Here is a 17,721-nt window from a genome sequence, read left to right as displayed (position 1 = left end):
CGATGCTCGCCGGGGCACGCCCGGTCTGCTGGATTCTGCCCCGCTCTTCCTACTTCTTGGGACGCGGCCTCGCCGGAGCGGCCTTCTTGGCCGGGACCGCGGGCGGTTTCGGCTTCGGCGCGGCTTTCCTCCCCGCGACCGGGGCGGCCTTCGCGGCCTTCGTGACCGCGGCCTTCGCGACCTTCGTGACCGGGGCGGCCTTTGCGACCTTCTTGACCGGGGCAGCCTTTGCAACCTTCTTGACCGCGGCCTTCGTGACCGGGGCGGCCTTCGTGGTCCTCTTCGCCGCCGGCACAGCCTTGGCACTGGCCATCCTCGTCACCACCGGCGCCTTCGACGCGGTCGCCTTCCTCACCGGCCGCGATTTGCGAGCCGGTGTCGCCACCGCCAGCGGACTTCGGCGGTACAACCCCGGCAGCCACGGCGCCAGCCCCAGCAGCAGGAACAACGCCAGCAGCGGCACCCGCCACCAGCCGTCGATCACCGGCGCGGGCGGCGACACCCCGAACCCGGTCCACGACCGGGCCGTCTTCGACCAGGCCAGGAAGGCGTCACCGACCGGGACCGCGCCGAACGCGTACCGCTTCGTGCTCGGCATGTCGAGCGGCACCCCGGCCACCTCGCCGACGTTGCCCAGCGCCGACGCCAGCGACCGGTCGCCCTGCGCCTGCGCCGCACCCATCGCGACCACCGTCGCCGACAGGCTGACACCCAGCAGCAGCGGACCGGAGTCCACGTCCGCCACGCCGTCCACGCCGTGCGGGTACTCCCGGACCGCCGGCACCAGGCCCAGCGGCCGGTCCAGGAACTGGTCACGGAACAGTTCGTACTGCTGGCGGGCGAACTTCGGGTCGACGTCCGGCAGGAACCGCTGGATGATCGCCTGCGACGAGCCGCGCGCCCCGGACTGCGCCCTGCCGGTGACCGCGTCGACCTGGTGCGGCAGCAGGCCGGTCTCCGGGTCGACCAGGCCCTTGACCCGGCTCACCCAGCGGTCCACCACCGGCGTGAAGCGGGTCCGTCCGCTGAGCCCGTCGGCGAGACGCAGCGACGCGATCGCGACCGTCGAATCACAGGGCCAGGCCTCACCGGGGTACGCCGGAAGGAACGGCGATGCGGCAGCGGTGAACGCCCCGGCCAGCGCCTCCGAGTCGGCCAGGAAACGGGCCTCCTGCTTCGGGTCCTTGCGCAGGGTGAGCAGTCCGCCGCGGAGCCAGTTCGTCCAGCCGGCGTAGAACACCCCGTAGGCGGGCGTGGCCCCGGCGTCGAACGGCGCCCGCCCGGCCTCGGACTCGACGCGGGCGAGTGCCCACTCCGCCTCCTCTGCGGCGCGTACCGGCTCGACGCCGCGCTGACCGAGTTCGACCCAGGACAGCCCGTAGAGCACGTTCAGGAAGTAGTAGCCCTCGGGGAACTGCTCCTGCGCCTCGGTGTCCGCCCCGGAGGCCAGCTCCTGCTTGAGGAACGTCAGCTGACGGCGTACCCCCGAAGGCTCCTGATTCTGGTCGTCGGGGTTGGCGGGGACGCAGAGCCGCACCGCACCGGCCAGGGCCAGCAGCGTGCAGAGCACCGCGGCGGCACGGCGCAGTTCCCGGGCCCAGTCGAGCTCGACCTTGACCAGACCCAGCTCGCCCTCGACCCCACGCATCGGACCACCCTACAAAACCTCCTTATCGGACTCCGAGCACGACTCCGTTCGCGCCGGGAGCGTCGCAGCGGACGGTCCGGACATCGGTGAAGCCGGCGCCGGGCAGCCAGTCGGCGTAATCGGCGTCCGAGTAGTCGCGGCCGCCCTCGGTCTCGACGAGCATGTTCATCCCCCTCAGCGCGGCCGGGGCCGGGCCGGTGCGGTCCGCGTCGAGCAGCAGCTCAGAGGCGCCGGTGTCGACATGCGTCCATGGGGGACGTCACAACGAGCGCGCGAAGATCCGGGTCAGTGCGTGGAAGCGGTACCCGCGACCGGCCGGTTCCAGCAGCCCCACGTCGACGAGGGTCTCGATGGAGCGGCGCACGTTCGTGGCACTGCAGCCGCGCCGCACGTCGCCGACGGTGAACTCCGGGCCGGGCAGTTGCGCCGCGACGCGGAAGACCTCGGCGTCGGCGGGGTCGAGCCGCCGGTGGACCGCCTCGATGCTCGGGCCGACGCCGAGGTCGCCGACCTGCAGTTCGTGCAGCCGGCTCTCCTCGTCCCGGAGGTACTCGACCAGGCGGTCGACCCTCCAATGTGGACGCATGGAGAGCCGGTCGGCCGCCAGCCGCAGCGCCAGGGGCAGCCCGGCGCAGAGCGCGACGAGCTCACGGACCGCCGCGGGCTCGGCCTCGGCCCGCGCGCCGAGGATGGATCCGAGCATCTCGCCGCTGTCCGCCTCGGAGAGCGTCTCGAGGGCGATCCGCTCGTGCGGGTCGAGCCCCGCGAACGGGCGGCGGGCGACGACCACGACGAGACAGCGCGAACCGGCCGGCATCAGCGGGCGCAGCTGGTCCTCGTCGGCGACCTCGTCGAGCACGATGAGCAGGTGCAGCCGGTCGCTGACCGTGCGGAAGAGGGCGCTGCGATCGGCGAGCGAGGCGGGGATGCCGGACTCGGCGACACCCAGCGCCCGCAGGAACGACGCCACCACGGCAGCGGCACCGGCCTCTCCCCCACGGCCCGCGCCGGCCTCCCCGCGACCCGCGCCGGCCTCCTCGCGGCCCACGTCGGCGAAGAGCTGCCCGTCGGGGTAGTCGGACCGCAGCTCGGTGCCGGCGGCGATCGCGAAGGCGGTCTTGCCGACACCGGGCGGGCCGTGCAGGGAGATCGTGGTCGCCGTCCGGCGCCGTCCGCGGGCCACCGCCGCGTACCGGCGGACGAGGTCCATGGCGGGGTCACGGCCGAAGAGCTCGGCGGTCGCCGCCGGCAGTTGCGCCGGGGCCATCCGGGAGCGGTCACGGCGCGAACCCGGCCGGCGGCGGGCAGCCGGCGGCTCGCTGTCCTGACCCGCCGCGGCGAAGAACCGGGTCCGGTCCGGTCCGGAGAGCCCGAGTGCCTCGGCGAGCGACTCGGCGGTGTGCCGGTGCGGTGCGCGGACCCGCCGGCGTTCCAGGTCGCGGATGGTCCGAACGCTCACCCCGGCCTGGTCAGCCAGGCCCTCCTGGGTCAGGTCGGCACGGAGACGTGCCCCGCGGAGGAATGTGCCGAACACCATCTGCCCGTACTCTCCCACTGTCTTTCCATTCGGCGCCACACGTTGTAAACGCGCGCGGCGCCTATTCTGTTGCATTATTACGCGCCGGGTACCGCACGGCCCCGGCGCGTAACTTCACGATATCAACCCAGTCAATCCGCCACCGGAACGCGACCACGCAGTTCGAGCGTGCAGCATTTGACCGCGCCGCCGGCCTTGTGCAGCTCGGAGACGTCCATCCCGATCGGCTCGAAGCCCCGGTCGGCGAGACGTCCGGCCAGGTCAACAGCGGCCTCGGGGAGAACCACGTGCCGCCCGTCGGAGACCGCGTTCAACCCGAAAGCCTCGGCGTCGGCCTCCGTAGCGAGAATCGCGTCGGGATAGAGACGCCGCAGCACGCGACGACTGTCCGCCGAGAATGCGTCGGGAAAATACACGACTTCGTCATCGTCCAGAACAGCGAGCGCAGTATCGAGATGGTAGAACCTGTCGTCCACCAGAGTGAGGGGGACAACCGGCTTCCGTAAGAATGCGAAAGCGGTGACATGCGCCGCCCGATCGGTACGGAATCCGGTCCCGGCCAGCAGGAACTCACCGGCCGTCAGCAGATCGCCCTCCCCCTCGCAGATCGCGTCGCTGACGAGCACCTCGTCGAACCCCGCGTCCCGGAACCACCGCTCGTACGCGGCACCCTCCGGCACCCGCTGCTCGTGCCGGAACCGGCTGACCAGGACCCGGCCGTCGACCACGGTCGCCCCGTTGGCGGCGAAGACCATGTCCGGCAGGTTCTCGCCGGGCTCGATGAGATCCACCCGGTGCCCGAGCGTCCGGTACAGCCGGTACAGGCGCTCCCACTGCAGGACGGCGAGTTCCGTGTCGGACGGCTTCGACGGGTCCATCCACGGGTTGATGGAGTAGACCACGTCGAAGTACGCCGGGCGGCACATCAGGTACCGCCGCGGCCGGACGGCCCGGCGGCTCATACGACCGCCCCCGGGACCAGTTCCTCGTCCGGTTCCACCTCGTCGTCGTCCTGGGCCGCGCCGTTGCCCCGCCAGCCGGACGCCCACTTGTAGGTGGCGTCCTCGAAGACCGGCGGCATGTCCGGGCCGACCGGGACGACGATGTGCTCCGGCGGCGGCAGCGTGTCGTCGATCTCGGCGTGGAACGTCTTGCCGTCGTCCTTGCAGACGAACTGCACGACGTGCCGGCCGGCCGCGGCGGCACGGATCAGGCCACCGGTGGTCGCCCAGACCCCGGACTGGTAGAAGTTGGCGAGCCCGGGCATGCCGGGGCCGTACTTCTTGACCAGGTCCTCCAGCATCTCGCCGCCCTCGACGAACGGCTGCCAGCCGAGCACGGTCCCGTCCCGGTTGCCGGTGTAACGCACCTGGGTCAGCGGCGTCGACACGTCACGGACCTTGATGGCCCGCTTGATGCCCGGGTACCGCTGCTCCAGCAGCTCCACGATCGCGTCGCGGGCCTTGCGCTTGGCGGTCTGGTAGTCACGGCCGCGGCGCGTCGGCAGGGTGTGCAGCACCTCGCCCTTGCGTTCGCGGTCCTCCTGCTCGGGGCCCTCGGACAGCTCACGCCACGGCTCGATGTCGCAGAAGTACGTCGCGTACACGATCGACGTGCCCTCCGGCGCCAGCTCCGGGTAGTGCCGGGACCGGAACTGCACGTTGATGCTCGGATGGCGGATGCCCGGAAGCTTCGCCGCCTCCTCCTCGGTGATCAGGTGCGTGGTGCACGGCTCGCCCTCCGGGAAGTCCCGCTTGAGACCGAGGAAGACGATGAAGTAGCCGGGGAAGGTCATCATCGGCTCGTTGATGACCTCGGTGTAGAGGCGGCGGTACTCCTCGTTGAGGTAGCGCCCCTTGAGGAAGCGCATCATCGTCGTCTCACCGTCGGCTGCGGACACCACGATGTCGGCCCGGAACTCGCGACCGTCGGTGAGGCGTACCCCGACCGCGGTGTCGTTCTCGACGATGATCTCGTCGACCTTCGCGTTGTAGGTGACCTTCCCGTTGAGCCGGCGGTAGCGCGCCTCCATCGACCGGGACAGGCCCAGCGAGCCGCCCTCGGGGACACCCGCCGACAGCATCGCGTGCGAGGCCATCTGGAAGTAGTTCGGCAGCACCGGGAAGTTGGGGTGCTTCTCGTACAGGATGAAATTGAAGGCCTCGCGCAGCAGCGGGTCCTGGAACTTCTGGGAGTAGTCGGCCATCAGCTTGGTGATGCTCTTGCGGACCACGTTGAAGTACGGCGCGAACGAGGCCATCATCCGGGTGCGTTCCCAGGTGTTCATCAGGCCGACGGGCTTGAGGAACGGGTAGACCGCCATCGCCTTGATGAACCGGCGCAGGCCGTCGCAGAAGTCACGGATGTGCTTGGCGTCCGCGGGCGACAGGTCCATGAGGTGCCGCTGGAGACGGTCGGGGTCGGAGTAGAAGTACACCTTGCGGCCGTCGCGGCCACGCACGATGTTGAAGACGTCGAAGTGGCGGACCTGCTTGCCCTGCAGGGCGCCGAGCTCGAGCCAGATCTGGTGCATCTCGTTGCCCGGGCCGCTGCCCAGCAACCAGCTGATGCAGCAGTCCAGGGTGTAGTCGCCCCGGTCCCAGGAGGTGCAGCACCCTCCGGGGATCTCGTGCATCTCGAAGATCTGGGTGTCGTAGCCGTTCATCTGGGCGTAGCAGCCGGTGGACAGCCCACCCAGCCCCGCGCCGATGATGATCATCGACTTGCGGGCGGGACGGGCCTGACGGGTCTTGGTACTCAACGCGTGAACTCCTGAGGCTTCGGCGTGGGAGGGGCGGGCGGGGCACGTCACGCGTGCCCCGCCCGCCGGGGGCGAGGATCAGACGGTGCCGGTGTCGCCGCCGGCCAGAACCGACCGGATCAGGCTCGCGTTCGCCACCACACACTCGCCGTCGAGCATCTGTGCGTGCTCGCCGAAGCCGGTGACCAGCGCGGCCCTCGTCCGGGAACTGCCGTACCAGCCGCCCTCGCGGCCGGAGGCGTACAGGTCGGCCTTGTTCTCGTCGCTCAGCACGGTCACCACGGCGTCCACGCCGCCGACGTTCGGCGTCCGGCTGGCGAAGAGCAGGTAGTCACGCGCCTGCTCGAGAGTGCTCGCCGAGATCACGTCCGAGCCGGTGTGCCGCAGCAGGTGCTCCGCGAGCTCCTGCTCGAACGCGACGATCTGGTCCTGCGGCATCTCGAACGCCGCACCGATCCGGTACGAGTCGAGGATGACCACGTCCGACACCGCGCGGCCGCGGCTCTCCAGCTCCTTGGCCACCTCGTACGCGAGGTTGCCGCCGAGGGAGTAACCGAGCAGCGCCACCGCACCGGCCGCCGACAGCTCCTCGATCTGGTCGGCGTAGCGCGCCACCTTGTCGTCGCCGGTCAGGTAGTTGAAGGCGATCAACCGGTGCTTGCTGAGCTGACCGGACAACTGCCGGTAGACCAGGCCGTGGCCACCGGCCGGCGGGAAGCAGAACACCGTCGGCTCGGCGGTGGCGTTGAACACCAGGTAGGGGCGGGCCCCGTCGACGTCACCGCTGACGATGTCCTGCACGGTACGGGCCATGCCCTGCAGCGTGGTCACGGTGAACAGGCGGCTCACCGGGATCTCGATGCCGAACTCGGTCTGCAGGTGGTAGATCAGCTCCATCAGCTTGATCGAGCTGCCACCGGACTCGAAGAAGTCGTGCTCCAGACCCACCTGGTCCACGCCGAGCAGCGTGCGCCAGTTCTCCGCCATCCGGGTCTCGTACAGCGTGACGGGTTCCTCGAACGACTCGGATGCCGTCTCCGCGTGCGGCGCCGGCAGCGCGTCGAGGTCGACCTTGCCGTTCGGGGTGAGCGGCAGTTCGGGCACCTCGACCAGGAACGACGGGATCATGAAGGTCGGCAGGTATCCGGTGAGCCGCTGGCGCAGCGCCCGGGCGTCGAACTCCGTACCCGGCTCGGGCACGCAGTAGCCGCACAGGGCCGCCTCGCCCCGGGCGTCGTCGACCACCGTGACCACCGCCTGTGTGATGCCCGGCGCGGCGGTCAGGTGCGCCTCGACCTCGCCGACCTCGATGCGGTAGCCCCGCACCTTGATCTGGGTGTCCATCCGGCCGAGCAGGTGCACCCGGCCCTCGCGGTCCCAGCGGCCCAGGTCACCGGTGCGGTAGAGCCGGCGGGAGGCGCCGTTGAGCTCCACGGTCACGAAGCGGTGCGCGGTCTGCTCCGGGTCGCCGACGTAACCGCCGGAGACGCCGTCGCCACCGATCCACAGCTCCCCGGTGACCCCGGCCGGCACCGGACGGCCGGCCTCGTCGAGGATGTACAGCTCGCTGTTGGGCAGCGCGGTGCCGATCGGCACCACCCGGCCCGGCTCCAGCCCGTCGACCGGCCCCTCGAAGTAGGCGCTGTCGATCGTCGCCTCGGTCAGGCCGTACGAGTTGATCACGCGGGTCTGCGGACCGCACAACGACCGCAGGCGCTCGTACTCGGCGACCTTCCAGACGTCCGAACCGACGATCATCAGGCGCAGGAAGTCGAGCCGGACGTTCTCCCGCTCGCAGTACGCCATCAGCTGCCGGGCGACCGCCGGGACGAACTCGCCGCAGTCCACCCGTTCCTCGACCATCGTGCGGTAGAGGCGGGCGGTGTCGAACAGCAGGTCCCGGTCGACCAGCACCAGCGTGCCGGCCGAGCTGAGCGCCCGCGTCACGTCTCCGGTGAAGACGTCGAACGACACGCCGGCCAGGCTGGCGTGCACGCGGACGTCGACGCCGAGGCCGTACTCGTCACGCCAGGCGGCCTGCACCGAGGCCAGGTTCCGGTGGCTGACCCGGACCGCCTTGGGCCGGCCGGTGGAACCGGAGGTGAAGATGACGTACGCCGTGGAGTCCAGCTCGATCCGCGGCAGCACCGCGTCGCCGGCGTCCCCGCGGCCGATCTCGGTGAGGCTGCGGACCGGTGCCGGCAGGTCCGCCAGCCGGCCGAGGTCGCCCTCCGGGGCGAGCACCAGCGCGGCCTGCGCGGCACCGACCATGTACGACAGGCGCTCGGCCGGGTGGTCCGGGTCCAGCGGCAGGTAGGCCGCACCGGAGCGCTGCACCGCGACCATCGCGGTGATCAGCTCGGTCGACTTGGGCAGGCAGAGCGCCACCACCGAACCGGCGCCGACACCCTGGGCGATCAGGCGCCGGGCCAGGTCGCCGGAACGGTCCGCCAGTTCGGCGTACGTCATCCGGGTCCCGCCGGGCACCGCCACCGCGACCGTGCCGGGGTGCTCGGCCGCGACCTGGGTGATCAGCTCGGGCAGCGGTTCCTCGTACCAGGCGGTCTGGTCCACGCCGCTGAGCCGGCCGGTGAGGTGGTCGAGCTCGGTCTCGCCGAGCAGGGCCAGCCGGGACACCGGCTGTGCGGCGTCCGACCTGGTCAGCCCGTCGAGCAGGTTGCCGAAGTGCGCCGCTAGCCGCTGCATCGTTTCGGGCACGAACAGGTCGGTGTTGTACTTGAAGACGCAGTGGAACCGGCCGTCCGCCTCGTCCAGGTAGGCCGAGAGCGTCAGGTCGAACTGGCCCTCCTCCTCCGGCAACTCGACGTACTCGAGCTTGAAGCCGTACTTCTCGGTGGCGACTTTGTGCACCAGCAGGATGAACATCGCCTGGAACACCGCGGAGCGGCTGGGGTCGTGGCGCAGGCCGAGTTCGTCGACCAGCATCACGAACGGGTACTCCTGGTGGTCCAGACCACCGAGCACGGTGGCGCGGACCGCGTCGAGCAGTGCCGCGACCGACGGGTCCCCGGCCAGGTTGACGTGCAGCGGCAGCGGGTTGACGAAGTACCCGTAGACCGAGGAGAACTCCTCCTGGGTACGGCCGGTCACCGGGCTGCCCACCACGATGTCGTCCTGCCCGGAGTACCTGTTGAGCAGCAGGTAGTACGCACCGAGCAGCACCATGAACGGCGTGACGTTGTGCTCGCGGGCCAGGTCGTGGATCCGGGTGGTGAGGTCCGCGTCCAGGGCGAAGAACTCCGACGCGCCGTTGTGGCTCTGCACCAGCGGGCGGGGCTTGTCGGTCGGCAGGTTCAGGTTCGGCACCTCGGCGGGCAGGTGCGTCTTCCAGTACTCGAGGGCCTTGCCCGCGGCCGGGCTCGCCAGGAACCGGTTCTGCCAGTTCAGGAAGTCGAGGTACCGCGAGGGCACCGGCTCGAGGTCGGCCGGCTTGCCGGTCCGCATGCCCTCGTAGACCGCGAAGAGCTCCTCGATGAACGTGAACGTGGAGATCGCATCCGACACGATGTGGTGGACGGCCTTCATGATCACCCAGTGGTCCGGGCCGCGCCGGTAGAGCCGGAAACGCACCAGCGGATCACGCTCGAGGTCGTACGGCTTGCGGTACTCCTCGATGATCATCTGGTAGATCTCGTCCCACTCCAGGCCCTCGGCCTCGACGAGACCCAGGTCGGGCTCCATCTCGGCGGAGATCTTCTGGACCGGCTTGTCGCCGTCGAGGACGAAGTTGGCCCGCAGGCTGGGATGCCGGGCGATGGTCGCCCGCACGGCCAGGAACATCAGGCCCGGGTCGAGCTCGGCGCGGACCTGGACGGCACCACCGATGTTGTACGCGAAACCGTCCGGGTCCAGTTGCTTGAGGAACCACTGCGCCTGCTGGTTCTGCGTCAGCGGGTACCACGACTCGTCGGTGAAGGTCTCCACCGCGGTCGCGTTGACGTCCTGCCCGTCCGCCTCGGTGAGCGCCTCCAACAGCTTGCCGATCAGCTCACCGACCGGGGCGCCGCCGAGCAGCGCGACGACCGGCAGGGTGACACCGAGGTCCGCACTGATCCGGCCGCGCAGCTCCATGGCGAGCAGCGAGTCCATGCCGAAGCTGTTCAGGTCGGTGGTGTCGTCCACCCGGTCGACGGCGACCCGCAGCACGGTCGCGACCAGCTCGGTGAAGTAGGTCGCGATCAGCTCCTGGCGGGTCCGCGTGTCGGCCGTGCGCAGGGTGTCGCGCAGACCGCCGGACTCGCCGGCACCGCCGTCACCACCGGCCGCGGCCAGCTCGGTGACCAGCGGGATCGGCATGTCGTACCAGGAGAGGAAGAGCGGCCAGTCGACGACGGTCGCCACCATCAGCTGGGCCCGGTCCTGGCCCAGGACTCGCTCCAGGACGGCCATACCCGCCTCGGCACCCAGCGACGTCATGCCCCGGCTGTTGCGGTAGTGGTCGATCAGACCGAGTTCCTCGATCATGCCGAGCGCCCACGGACCCCAGTCCAGGCTCAGTGCGGGCAGGCCCGCGGCCCGGCGGTGGTGGGCGAGCGAGTCGAGGAACGCGTTGCCGGCCGCGTAGTTGGTCTGCCCGGCCGTGGTGAGCAGCGACGCGATCGACGCGAACAGCACGAAGTGGTCCAGCGGCTGGTCCGCGAGGTGCCGGTTCAGCAGGAACGCGCCGACGGTCTTCGGCCGGTACGCGGCGTCGAACCGCGGCCGGTCCATCTCCGCGATCAGCGTGTCGTCGACCTGCCCGGCCAGGTGGAAGACGCCCCGGATCGGCAGCGCCTCCTGCTCGCGGTAGCCGTCGAGCCACGTGGTCAGGCTGGTCTCGTCGGTGACGTCGAACGAGGCCACGATCGGCTGCGCGCCGAGCGCCTCCAGCTCCCGCAGGAAGGCCACCAGTTCGCCGGTCCGCGACTGCGGGTCCAGCGTGGACCAGGTGGCGCGCTCCGGGATGCGGGTGCGGCTGTTCAGGATCAGGCGGCGGGCGCCGCGGCGTACCAGGGTGCGGCAGAGCACCTGGCCGAGGGCACCGAACGCGCCGGTGACCAGGTAGGCACCGTCGACGCGCAGCCGCAGCGGCAGCGGCCGGGTCAGCTTCCCGGCCTGGACGAGACGGCTGGTGAGGCGGCTCGTGCCGCGCAGCGCGATCTCCTCCTCACCGGTCGTGCCGAGCTCGCGCAGCAGGGCCAGGGCGTCGCCGCGTACGGACTCGTCCGTGCGGGCCGCGCGCGGCTCCAGGTCGATCATCTTGCCGCGGTTCCCGGTGAGCTCCTGGTACCACAGCACCCGGGCGATGCCCCAGGCCGAGGCGCCGAGCGGCTCCACCGGACCGGATCCGACGACCGGCTGCGCGCCGCGGGTGACCACGGACAGCGCGGCGCCGGTGCCCCGCTCGGCAAGCACCTGGGCGAGCGCGACCAGGGAGTACGCGCCGAGGCTGCCGTGCTCGTCGAGGTCGGCGGCCCGGGCCTCGGCCAGGTCGGGCAGGTCCAGGTTCCACAGGTGCACGACGGTGCCGAAGCCCTGCGGGTGCCGCACGGCCAGGTCGGTGAAGAGCGACCGCAGGTCGTCGGCGGAGGCGGGCGCCACCGTCGAGGACCGGCCGTCCGGTGCGGGCCAGTAGCCCTTCCCGGCGTGGACCAGGTGGGTCCGCAGGCCCTCCGCCTCGGCCAGGGCCGCCAGTTCGGCGCCGACACCGGAACCGTCGGCGAGGATCAGCAGGTCACCGATCGTCCGGGGCTCCGCCGGGGCGTCCGCGGCGATCTCGCTCCAGGTGGGTTCGACCAGCCAGCCGTCGATGGTGCCGAGGCCGACCGCGGCTGACGCCTTCTCGACGTCGACGGCACGGAAGCCGTCGATCCGGCCGAGCGGGGCACCGTCCTCGGTGTAGACGGTGATCTCGCCGATCAGCTCGTCACCCTCGCTGCGGGTGAGCCGGGCGTGCGCCCACACGGCCTGGTCACCGACCGGGTCGATCCGCAGCTCCTCGATGGACAGCGGCAGCCGGATGCCGGTGCCGCCGTCCTTCGCCTGCAGGATCAGCGGGGTCAGCAGGGTCTGGAAGCAGGCGTCGAGCAGCACCGGGTGCATGTGGTGGCCGCCGGCGTCCACGCCGTGCGGTGCCCGGATCCGGGCCAGGGCCTCGTCCGGTCCGACCCACGCCTCGTCGATGCCCTGGAACGCCGGGCCGTAGTGGTAGCCGATCGCCGCCAGCTCGTCGTAGCATTCCGCGCCCTCGAAGCGGCGCACCGTGCGCGCCCGGACGGCGTCCCGGTCGAGGTGCCCCTCGGCACGGCGCGGCTGGGAGACACGGACCGCACCGGTGGTGTGCACCGTGGGTTCGCCGTCGGCCGACGGCGAGGCGACCGCGAAGGTGCCGTCCGCGTCGGAGACGGTCAGCTGGACGGTCCGGGCCTCCCGGTCGGACAGGAACAGCGCCTTACGCAGCTCGATGTCGGCCAGGGCGACGGCGGTGCCGCCGGTCAGCGCGCGGACCGCCTGGATCGCCGCCTCGAGGTAGCCGGCCGCGGGGAACAGCACGTTGCCCTGGATCCGGTGGTCCTCCAGGTACGGCAGCGTCTCCGGGTCGAGCTTGGCCTCCCAGGTCGGCACCGCGTTGGTCAGCCGGCGGCCGAGCAGCGGGTGGTCCTGGTGGCCGAGCCGGACCTGGGCGACCGCGTGCGGCTCCACCCAGTACCGGTCCCGCTTGAACGGGTAGCGGGGCAGCGGGACCAGCCGGCCCTCGGGCTGCAGCGCCGACCAGTCGACCGGCACGCCCGCGTTGTGCAGCTCGGCCACCGCGATGGTGAACTGCGCGGCCTCGTCCTTGTTGCGGCGGATCGTGGCGACCGTACGCCCGGTGACGCCCTGCGCGGTGAGGATCTCCTGGATCGAACGGCCGAGCACCGGGTGCGGGCCGATCTCCAGGAACAGCCGGTAGCCGTCCTCGATCAGGTGCTGCACCGCGGCCTGGAACAGCACGCTGTCGCGGACGTTGCGCCACCAGTACTGGTTGTTCAGGTCGAGGCCGTCCGAGCGCCCGTGCTTGCCGGTCAGGTAGAGCGGGACCTGTGCCGGGCTCGGCGCGAGGCCGGCCAGCGAGTCCAGCAGGTCCGCCTTGATCGCCTCCATCTGGGCGCTGTGGTACGGCACCCGTACGTCCAGGAACTTGCTGAAGACCTGCTGTTCCTTGAGGACGGCGGAGAGCTCGGCGAGCGCGGGCTCCTCACCGGCGAGGGTGATGGCGGTGGGGCTGTTGACCGCGCCGATCGAGATGCGGTCGCCGTACGGGCGGATCGCCACGCCGGCCTCGGCCTCGGAGAGCCCGACCGCGAGCATCGTACCGGTGCCGACCAGCTTCTGCTGCAACCGGCTGCGGTGCAGGACCACCATCACGGCCTGCTCGAACGTGTAGACACCGGCCTCGTAGAAGGCGGCGACCTCGCCGGTGCTGTGCCCGACGATCGCGGCCGGGGTGACGCCCCGCTCCCGCCAGAGCGCGGCCAGGGCGATCTGGATCGCGAAGTTGGCCGGCTGCGCGAGCCAGGTCTCGGCCATCTGCGAGTCCGCCTCGTCGGCGGTCATCTCGTCGAGCAGCGACCAGTTGGCCTGCTTGCGGATCTCGGCGTCGCACCGCTCGATGACGGCACGGAAGGTGGGCTCCTCACGCAGCAGCTGGCGGCCCATCGCCCACCACTGCGGGCCCATGCCGGTGAACACCCAGACCAGCCGGCTGGCGTCGCCCTCCAGCTGGGTGCCGGTCAGCAGGTGCGGGTGGGACTCGCCGCGGGCGTACTCGCCGAGGCGTTCGGCCAGGTCCTCGCCGGTGGAGTAGACCACCGAGAGCCGCGACTCGAGGTGCTGACGGCGGTGGGCGAGCGTCCAGGCGACGTCCGGCAGCCGGTCCAGTTCACCGGCGATGCGCTCGGCGACGGTGGCGAGGGTGGTGTCGTCGCGCGCGCTCAGCGGCAGGATCCGGAACCCGGTGGCCGGTGCCCCGGTGGCCGGGCCGGACTGCTCGGCGCGCTCGGGTGCCTCCTCGAGCAGCACGTGCGCGTTCGTACCGCCGAAGCCGAACGCGTTGACACCTGCCAGGGCCCGTCCCTCGTGCTCCGGCCAGGGGGTCGGCTCGGTCGGGATCCGGAACGGCAGCGTGGTGAGATCGATCTTCGGGTTGACGTCCCGCAGGTTGATGTGCGGCGCGATGGTCTTGTTCTTGAGGCTCAGCGTGGTCTTGATCAGGCCGGCGATGCCCGCCGCGGACTCGGTGTGCCCGATGTTCGTCTTGACCGAACCGACGTAGCAGTCGGCGCCCGGACGGCGGCCGACCGACAAGGCCCGGCCGAGGGCGTTCGCCTCGATCGGGTCGCCGACCGGGGTCGAGGTGCCGTGCGCCTCCATGTACTGGATGTCGCCCGGGACCACGCCGGCCTCGGCGCAGACCCGCTCGATCAGGCTGACCTGCGCGTCGCCGTTCGGCACCGTGATGCCGTTGGTACGCCCGTCCTGGTTGACGCCACTGCCGACGATCACCGCGTGGATCTGGTCGCCGTCGCGGACCGCGTCGCTGAGCCGCTTCAGCGCGACCAGGCCGACCCCTTCGGCGCGGACGTAGCCGTTCGCCGAGCTGTCGAACGTGCGGGACTTGCCTTCCGGGGAGAGGAAGCCGCCCTTGCTCTCCGCGATGGTGTACTGCGGGGTCAGGTGCAGCAGGGTGCCGCCGGCCAGCGCGAGCCGGGTCTCGCCGCGGCGCAGGCTCTGGCAGGCCAGGTCGACGGCGACCAGCGAGGAGCTGCACGCGGTGTCGATGGACATGCTGGGGCCGCGGAAGTCGAAGCAGTACGAGATCCGGTTCGACACCATCGTCATCATCGTGCCGGTCGCGGTGTGCGCGGCGAGCGTCTCGAAGCTGAGGTCGGCGAACTGCAGGATCTTGTAGTCGAGGGTGAACGCGCCGACGAAGATGCCGACGTCGGTGCCGGCCAGTTCGGCGGGCTTCTGACCGCCGTCCTCCAGCGCCTCCCAGGCGACCTCGAGCAGTTTGCGCTGCTGCGGGTCCATGTTCTCGGCCTCACGCGGGCTGATGCCGAAGAACTCCGGGTCGAACTCGTCGAAGCCGTCGATGTAACCGCCGCGACCGCCGACGAGCCGGCCCGGCTTGTCCTTGTCACGGCTGCCGAGGGTCGTCACGTCGTACCGGTCGGGCGGGGTGTCGGTGAGGCAGTCACGGCCGGCGATGATGTTCTGCCAGAACTCGTGGTAGTCGTTGGCGCCGCCGGGGAAGCGGCAACCGATGCCGACGATCGCGATCTTCTCTCCGGCGGCCGCAACAGCCGCCGGGGACAGGTCGTTCATGATGGCTCACATTTCTTCATGGAGGGGCGAACGCGCGCGGGCGGGCAGGCAGAGCCAGGGGTCAGACGTGCCAGCTGCGGCTCAGCGGATGCACCATCGAGGAGACGATCCGGTCCGAGGCCGGGAACGACTTCGGGTTGCTCAGTCCGACGGCCTGCGGGGCGAGGCCCGGCCGCCAGGTGAAGCTGCGGAAGAGCAGGTCCCAGATCGACAGGTCGGAGCCGAAGTGACCGGCCTGCTTGAGGTTGGTGCTGTGGTGCAGGCGGTGCTGTTCGGGACCGGAGAAGACGTAGTTGATCCGGCCGAGTTTCACGTCGACGTTGGCGTGGACGAAGTAGCCCTGGGCCATCACGAAGAGGCCGACGGCGAAGACGGACGGCTCCGAGAAGCCGCACAGGGTCAGGACGAACTGGACCGAGAACTGGGTCAGCAGGACGTCGAAGACGTGGTTCACACCGTTGTTGGCCACGTTGACCTTGTCGGGGACGTGGTGCACGCCGTGCAGTCGCCAGAGCACCAGGTTGGTGTGCGACCAGCGGTGCCAGGCGTAGTTGGCCAGGGAGCCGACCAGGCCGGCGAGGACGATCTCCACGCCGAGCGGCAGGAACGGCTCCGGCGGGGTGAAGTATCCGAAGACGGCCATCACCGGGATCTGGGAGGCCGAGCTGGCGGCCACCGTCAGGACGAAGTAGACGCCGTAGAAGCGCCACTCCTGCGGGTTCGGCTGCCAGTCCCGGTCGTACGGGATCAGCCTCTCCAGCAGCAGCAGGCTGCCGAGGATGCCGACCAGGAACGACCCGCTGACCACGCCGAAGTCCCAGTCGAGGGCGATCGCCGCCCATGCGAGGCCGACGATGGCCGCCAGTTGCACCGGGTAGTAGACCCGCGAGAGCACACGGGCCCAAGCGGGACGCCCGGCCGGCGTGACCGGATCCGAACTTGTCCTCTGTTCAGCAAGGCTCATCGGCCTTCCTCCACTCGCCGAGGGATTGTTGACAGCGCGGGGCACCTCGGTGGGTGGGTGCGATACGGCCGTCGGAGCGGGCCGAAGGTCGCACAGCGGGAAACGTTCGAGATCGTGACATGAGTCACTGCCGGCGGCAGCTTGCCGAATGGTTTGCGGATCGCCGATAAGTACGCCGGACGGCGGATGCCGGCAAAACGGGAAGCGACGAGGCCGGTTGCGAATCAGAAGCTTGCAATCGGCTTCCCGAAAAGGCAGTGGGGCATGTACGAACGGGCGGTCAACCGTTCACGTTCCGGCCCGCGCACATTGTCCACCGGGGCGGACATCCTCGCCCCAGGCCTGCCCGTCCGCGCCCTGATGTCATTCTTCGTACCATCGGGAAAGATCGGACAATAGCCTTTGAAGGTGCAGTTCCATCATCCAAATCACCCGGAGTGTTACAAAGCCAACTCGGGTGGACGTTCGCGCAAAGCCTAGAGGACGTTCGGGCAACAGCTCCGGATTCAGCCGGCGACTCCGTAGTCACGGCCCGCCTGACACTGCGTGAAAAACCTCGAACCGCCCCGGAAAGCTACCGGAGGGGCCCACCCCTGCCAGCGGTGGCCGCCAAAGCCGCGGTGGCCCCTTTTTCGAAAGGGCTTCGAAGATCACGGATAGCGACGATGCCCGTCAATTGTTAACAGTATCGTGAAAGCTACTCACGAGTCACCGGCAGAATCGCGTCACTGCCGGTGCTTTCTGCCCTTGCCCGATCTGCGGGACAAACGCTTGACTGGCGGCAATTACCGGAGTACCGAGAACTGGGATTGGCGGCATGAAGCGAATTTCGGTCAGCATCCAGGCCGCCGACAAACTGGCGAAAGCCGGGCTCGTCAGCTACCTGCGGCGCATGCCTCACGTCGACCTGGTGGACGACCCCAAGCCGGGACCCCGGCCGCAGGGGGTGGTGACGACGGTGCTCGCCGAACGCCTCGACGACCAGGCGGTCCGGCAGCTGCGCGAGCTCTCCGACCGCCACCAGCGCAAGACCCTCCTGATCGTCGGCCCGCTGCGCCCGGTGGAGTTGATCCAGGTGATGGAGTGCGGCATCCGCATCCTGATCTGGCGCCACAAGCTCACCGTCGAGGTGCTGGCACGAGGACTGCAGGCGGCCGACTCCGGCGAGAGCGAACTGCCCCCGGACGCCGTCGACCTGCTGGCCGCCCTGGTCGGGCAGCCCCGCTCCCCCGGCACCGGACAGCGGATGTTCGGGGTGACACCACGCGAGGCGGATGTGCTGCGCCTGCTCTCCGACGGCCAGGAGATCCGGGCCATCGCCGAGAAGCTCGCCTACTCGGAACGCACCGTCAAAACCGTCCTGCACCAGTTGATCAACCGGCTGGAGCTGCGCAACCGGACCCACGCCGTCGCCTACGCGATCCGCGAAGGCTACATCTGATCCC

7 protein-coding genes and 1 pseudogene are annotated in these 17,721 nt (G+C 70.3%); 1 reads left to right on the top strand and 7 read right to left on the bottom strand.

Annotated features, from left to right (window positions below; genetic code table 11):
• Nucleotides 1-49: 49 nt before the first annotated feature.
• The 7 genes and pseudogenes from QSK32_RS20905 to QSK32_RS20875 all read right to left on the bottom strand — a co-directional run bounded on the left by QSK32_RS20905 (nucleotide 50) and on the right by QSK32_RS20875 (nucleotide 16,276).
• Nucleotides 50-1,648: a hypothetical protein gene (locus tag QSK32_RS20905; RefSeq protein ID WP_285472836.1), complete on the bottom strand. Its 1,599-nt coding sequence runs from the start codon at nucleotides 1,646-1,648 to the stop codon at nucleotides 50-52.
• 22 nt (nucleotides 1,649-1,670) lie between these two features.
• Nucleotides 1,671-1,874 (bottom strand): annotated as a pseudogene (locus QSK32_RS20900) (methyltransferase); the annotation flags it as partial.
• A gap of 33 nt (nucleotides 1,875-1,907) precedes the next feature.
• Complete coding sequence (locus QSK32_RS20895; protein WP_285472835.1) at nucleotides 1,908-3,185, bottom strand: XRE family transcriptional regulator; 1,278 nt, start codon at nucleotides 3,183-3,185, stop codon at nucleotides 1,908-1,910.
• Between the two features lie 131 nt (nucleotides 3,186-3,316).
• Nucleotides 3,317-4,147: a dimethylargininase gene (gene ddaH, locus QSK32_RS20890; RefSeq protein ID WP_045748192.1), complete on the bottom strand. Its 831-nt coding sequence runs from the start codon at nucleotides 4,145-4,147 to the stop codon at nucleotides 3,317-3,319.
• Nucleotides 4,144-5,946, bottom strand: a complete 1,803-nt coding sequence (locus QSK32_RS20885) for a phytoene desaturase family protein (protein WP_285472834.1) — start codon at nucleotides 5,944-5,946, stop codon at nucleotides 4,144-4,146. The genes ddaH and QSK32_RS20885 overlap by 4 nt, the downstream gene beginning before the upstream one ends.
• A gap of 78 nt (nucleotides 5,947-6,024) precedes the next feature.
• Nucleotides 6,025-15,312, bottom strand: a complete 9,288-nt coding sequence (locus tag QSK32_RS20880; protein WP_285472833.1) for a non-ribosomal peptide synthetase/type I polyketide synthase — start codon at nucleotides 15,310-15,312, stop codon at nucleotides 6,025-6,027.
• Between the two features lie 61 nt (nucleotides 15,313-15,373).
• Nucleotides 15,374-16,276: a sterol desaturase family protein gene (locus tag QSK32_RS20875; RefSeq protein ID WP_285472832.1), complete on the bottom strand. Its 903-nt coding sequence runs from the start codon at nucleotides 16,274-16,276 to the stop codon at nucleotides 15,374-15,376.
• Nucleotides 16,277-17,093: 817 nt separating this feature from the next.
• Here QSK32_RS20875 and QSK32_RS20870 point away from each other — a divergent pair.
• Complete coding sequence (locus QSK32_RS20870) at nucleotides 17,094-17,717, top strand: helix-turn-helix transcriptional regulator (protein ID WP_045742651.1); 624 nt, start codon at nucleotides 17,094-17,096, stop codon at nucleotides 17,715-17,717.
• The last annotated feature ends 4 nt before the right edge of the window (nucleotides 17,718-17,721 follow it).

The organism is Actinoplanes sp. NBRC 101535 (assembly GCF_030269225.1).
GTDB lineage: Bacteria > Actinomycetota > Actinomycetes > Mycobacteriales > Micromonosporaceae > Actinoplanes > Actinoplanes rectilineatus.
Note: the sequence above shows the minus strand (reverse complement) of the source record. Positions and strands in the feature narration are given on the sequence as shown.

Bases quoted from the DNA above. Each gene is read 5' to 3' on its own strand.
- QSK32_RS20905 (WP_285472836.1), bottom strand. From the start codon at position 1,648: ATGCGTGGGGTCGAGGGCGAGCTGGGTCTGGTCAAGGTCGAGCTCGAC.
- QSK32_RS20895 (WP_285472835.1), bottom strand. From the start codon at position 3,185: ATGGTGTTCGGCACATTCCTCCGCGGGGCACGTCTCCGTGCCGACCTG.
- ddaH (WP_045748192.1), bottom strand. From the start codon at position 4,147: ATGAGCCGCCGGGCCGTCCGGCCGCGGCGGTACCTGATGTGCCGCCCG.
- QSK32_RS20880 (WP_285472833.1), bottom strand. From the start codon at position 15,312: ATGAACGACCTGTCCCCGGCGGCTGTTGCGGCCGCCGGAGAGAAGATC.
- QSK32_RS20875 (WP_285472832.1), bottom strand. From the start codon at position 16,276: ATGAGCCTTGCTGAACAGAGGACAAGTTCGGATCCGGTCACGCCGGCC.
- QSK32_RS20870 (WP_045742651.1), top strand. From the start codon at position 17,094: ATGAAGCGAATTTCGGTCAGCATCCAGGCCGCCGACAAACTGGCGAAA.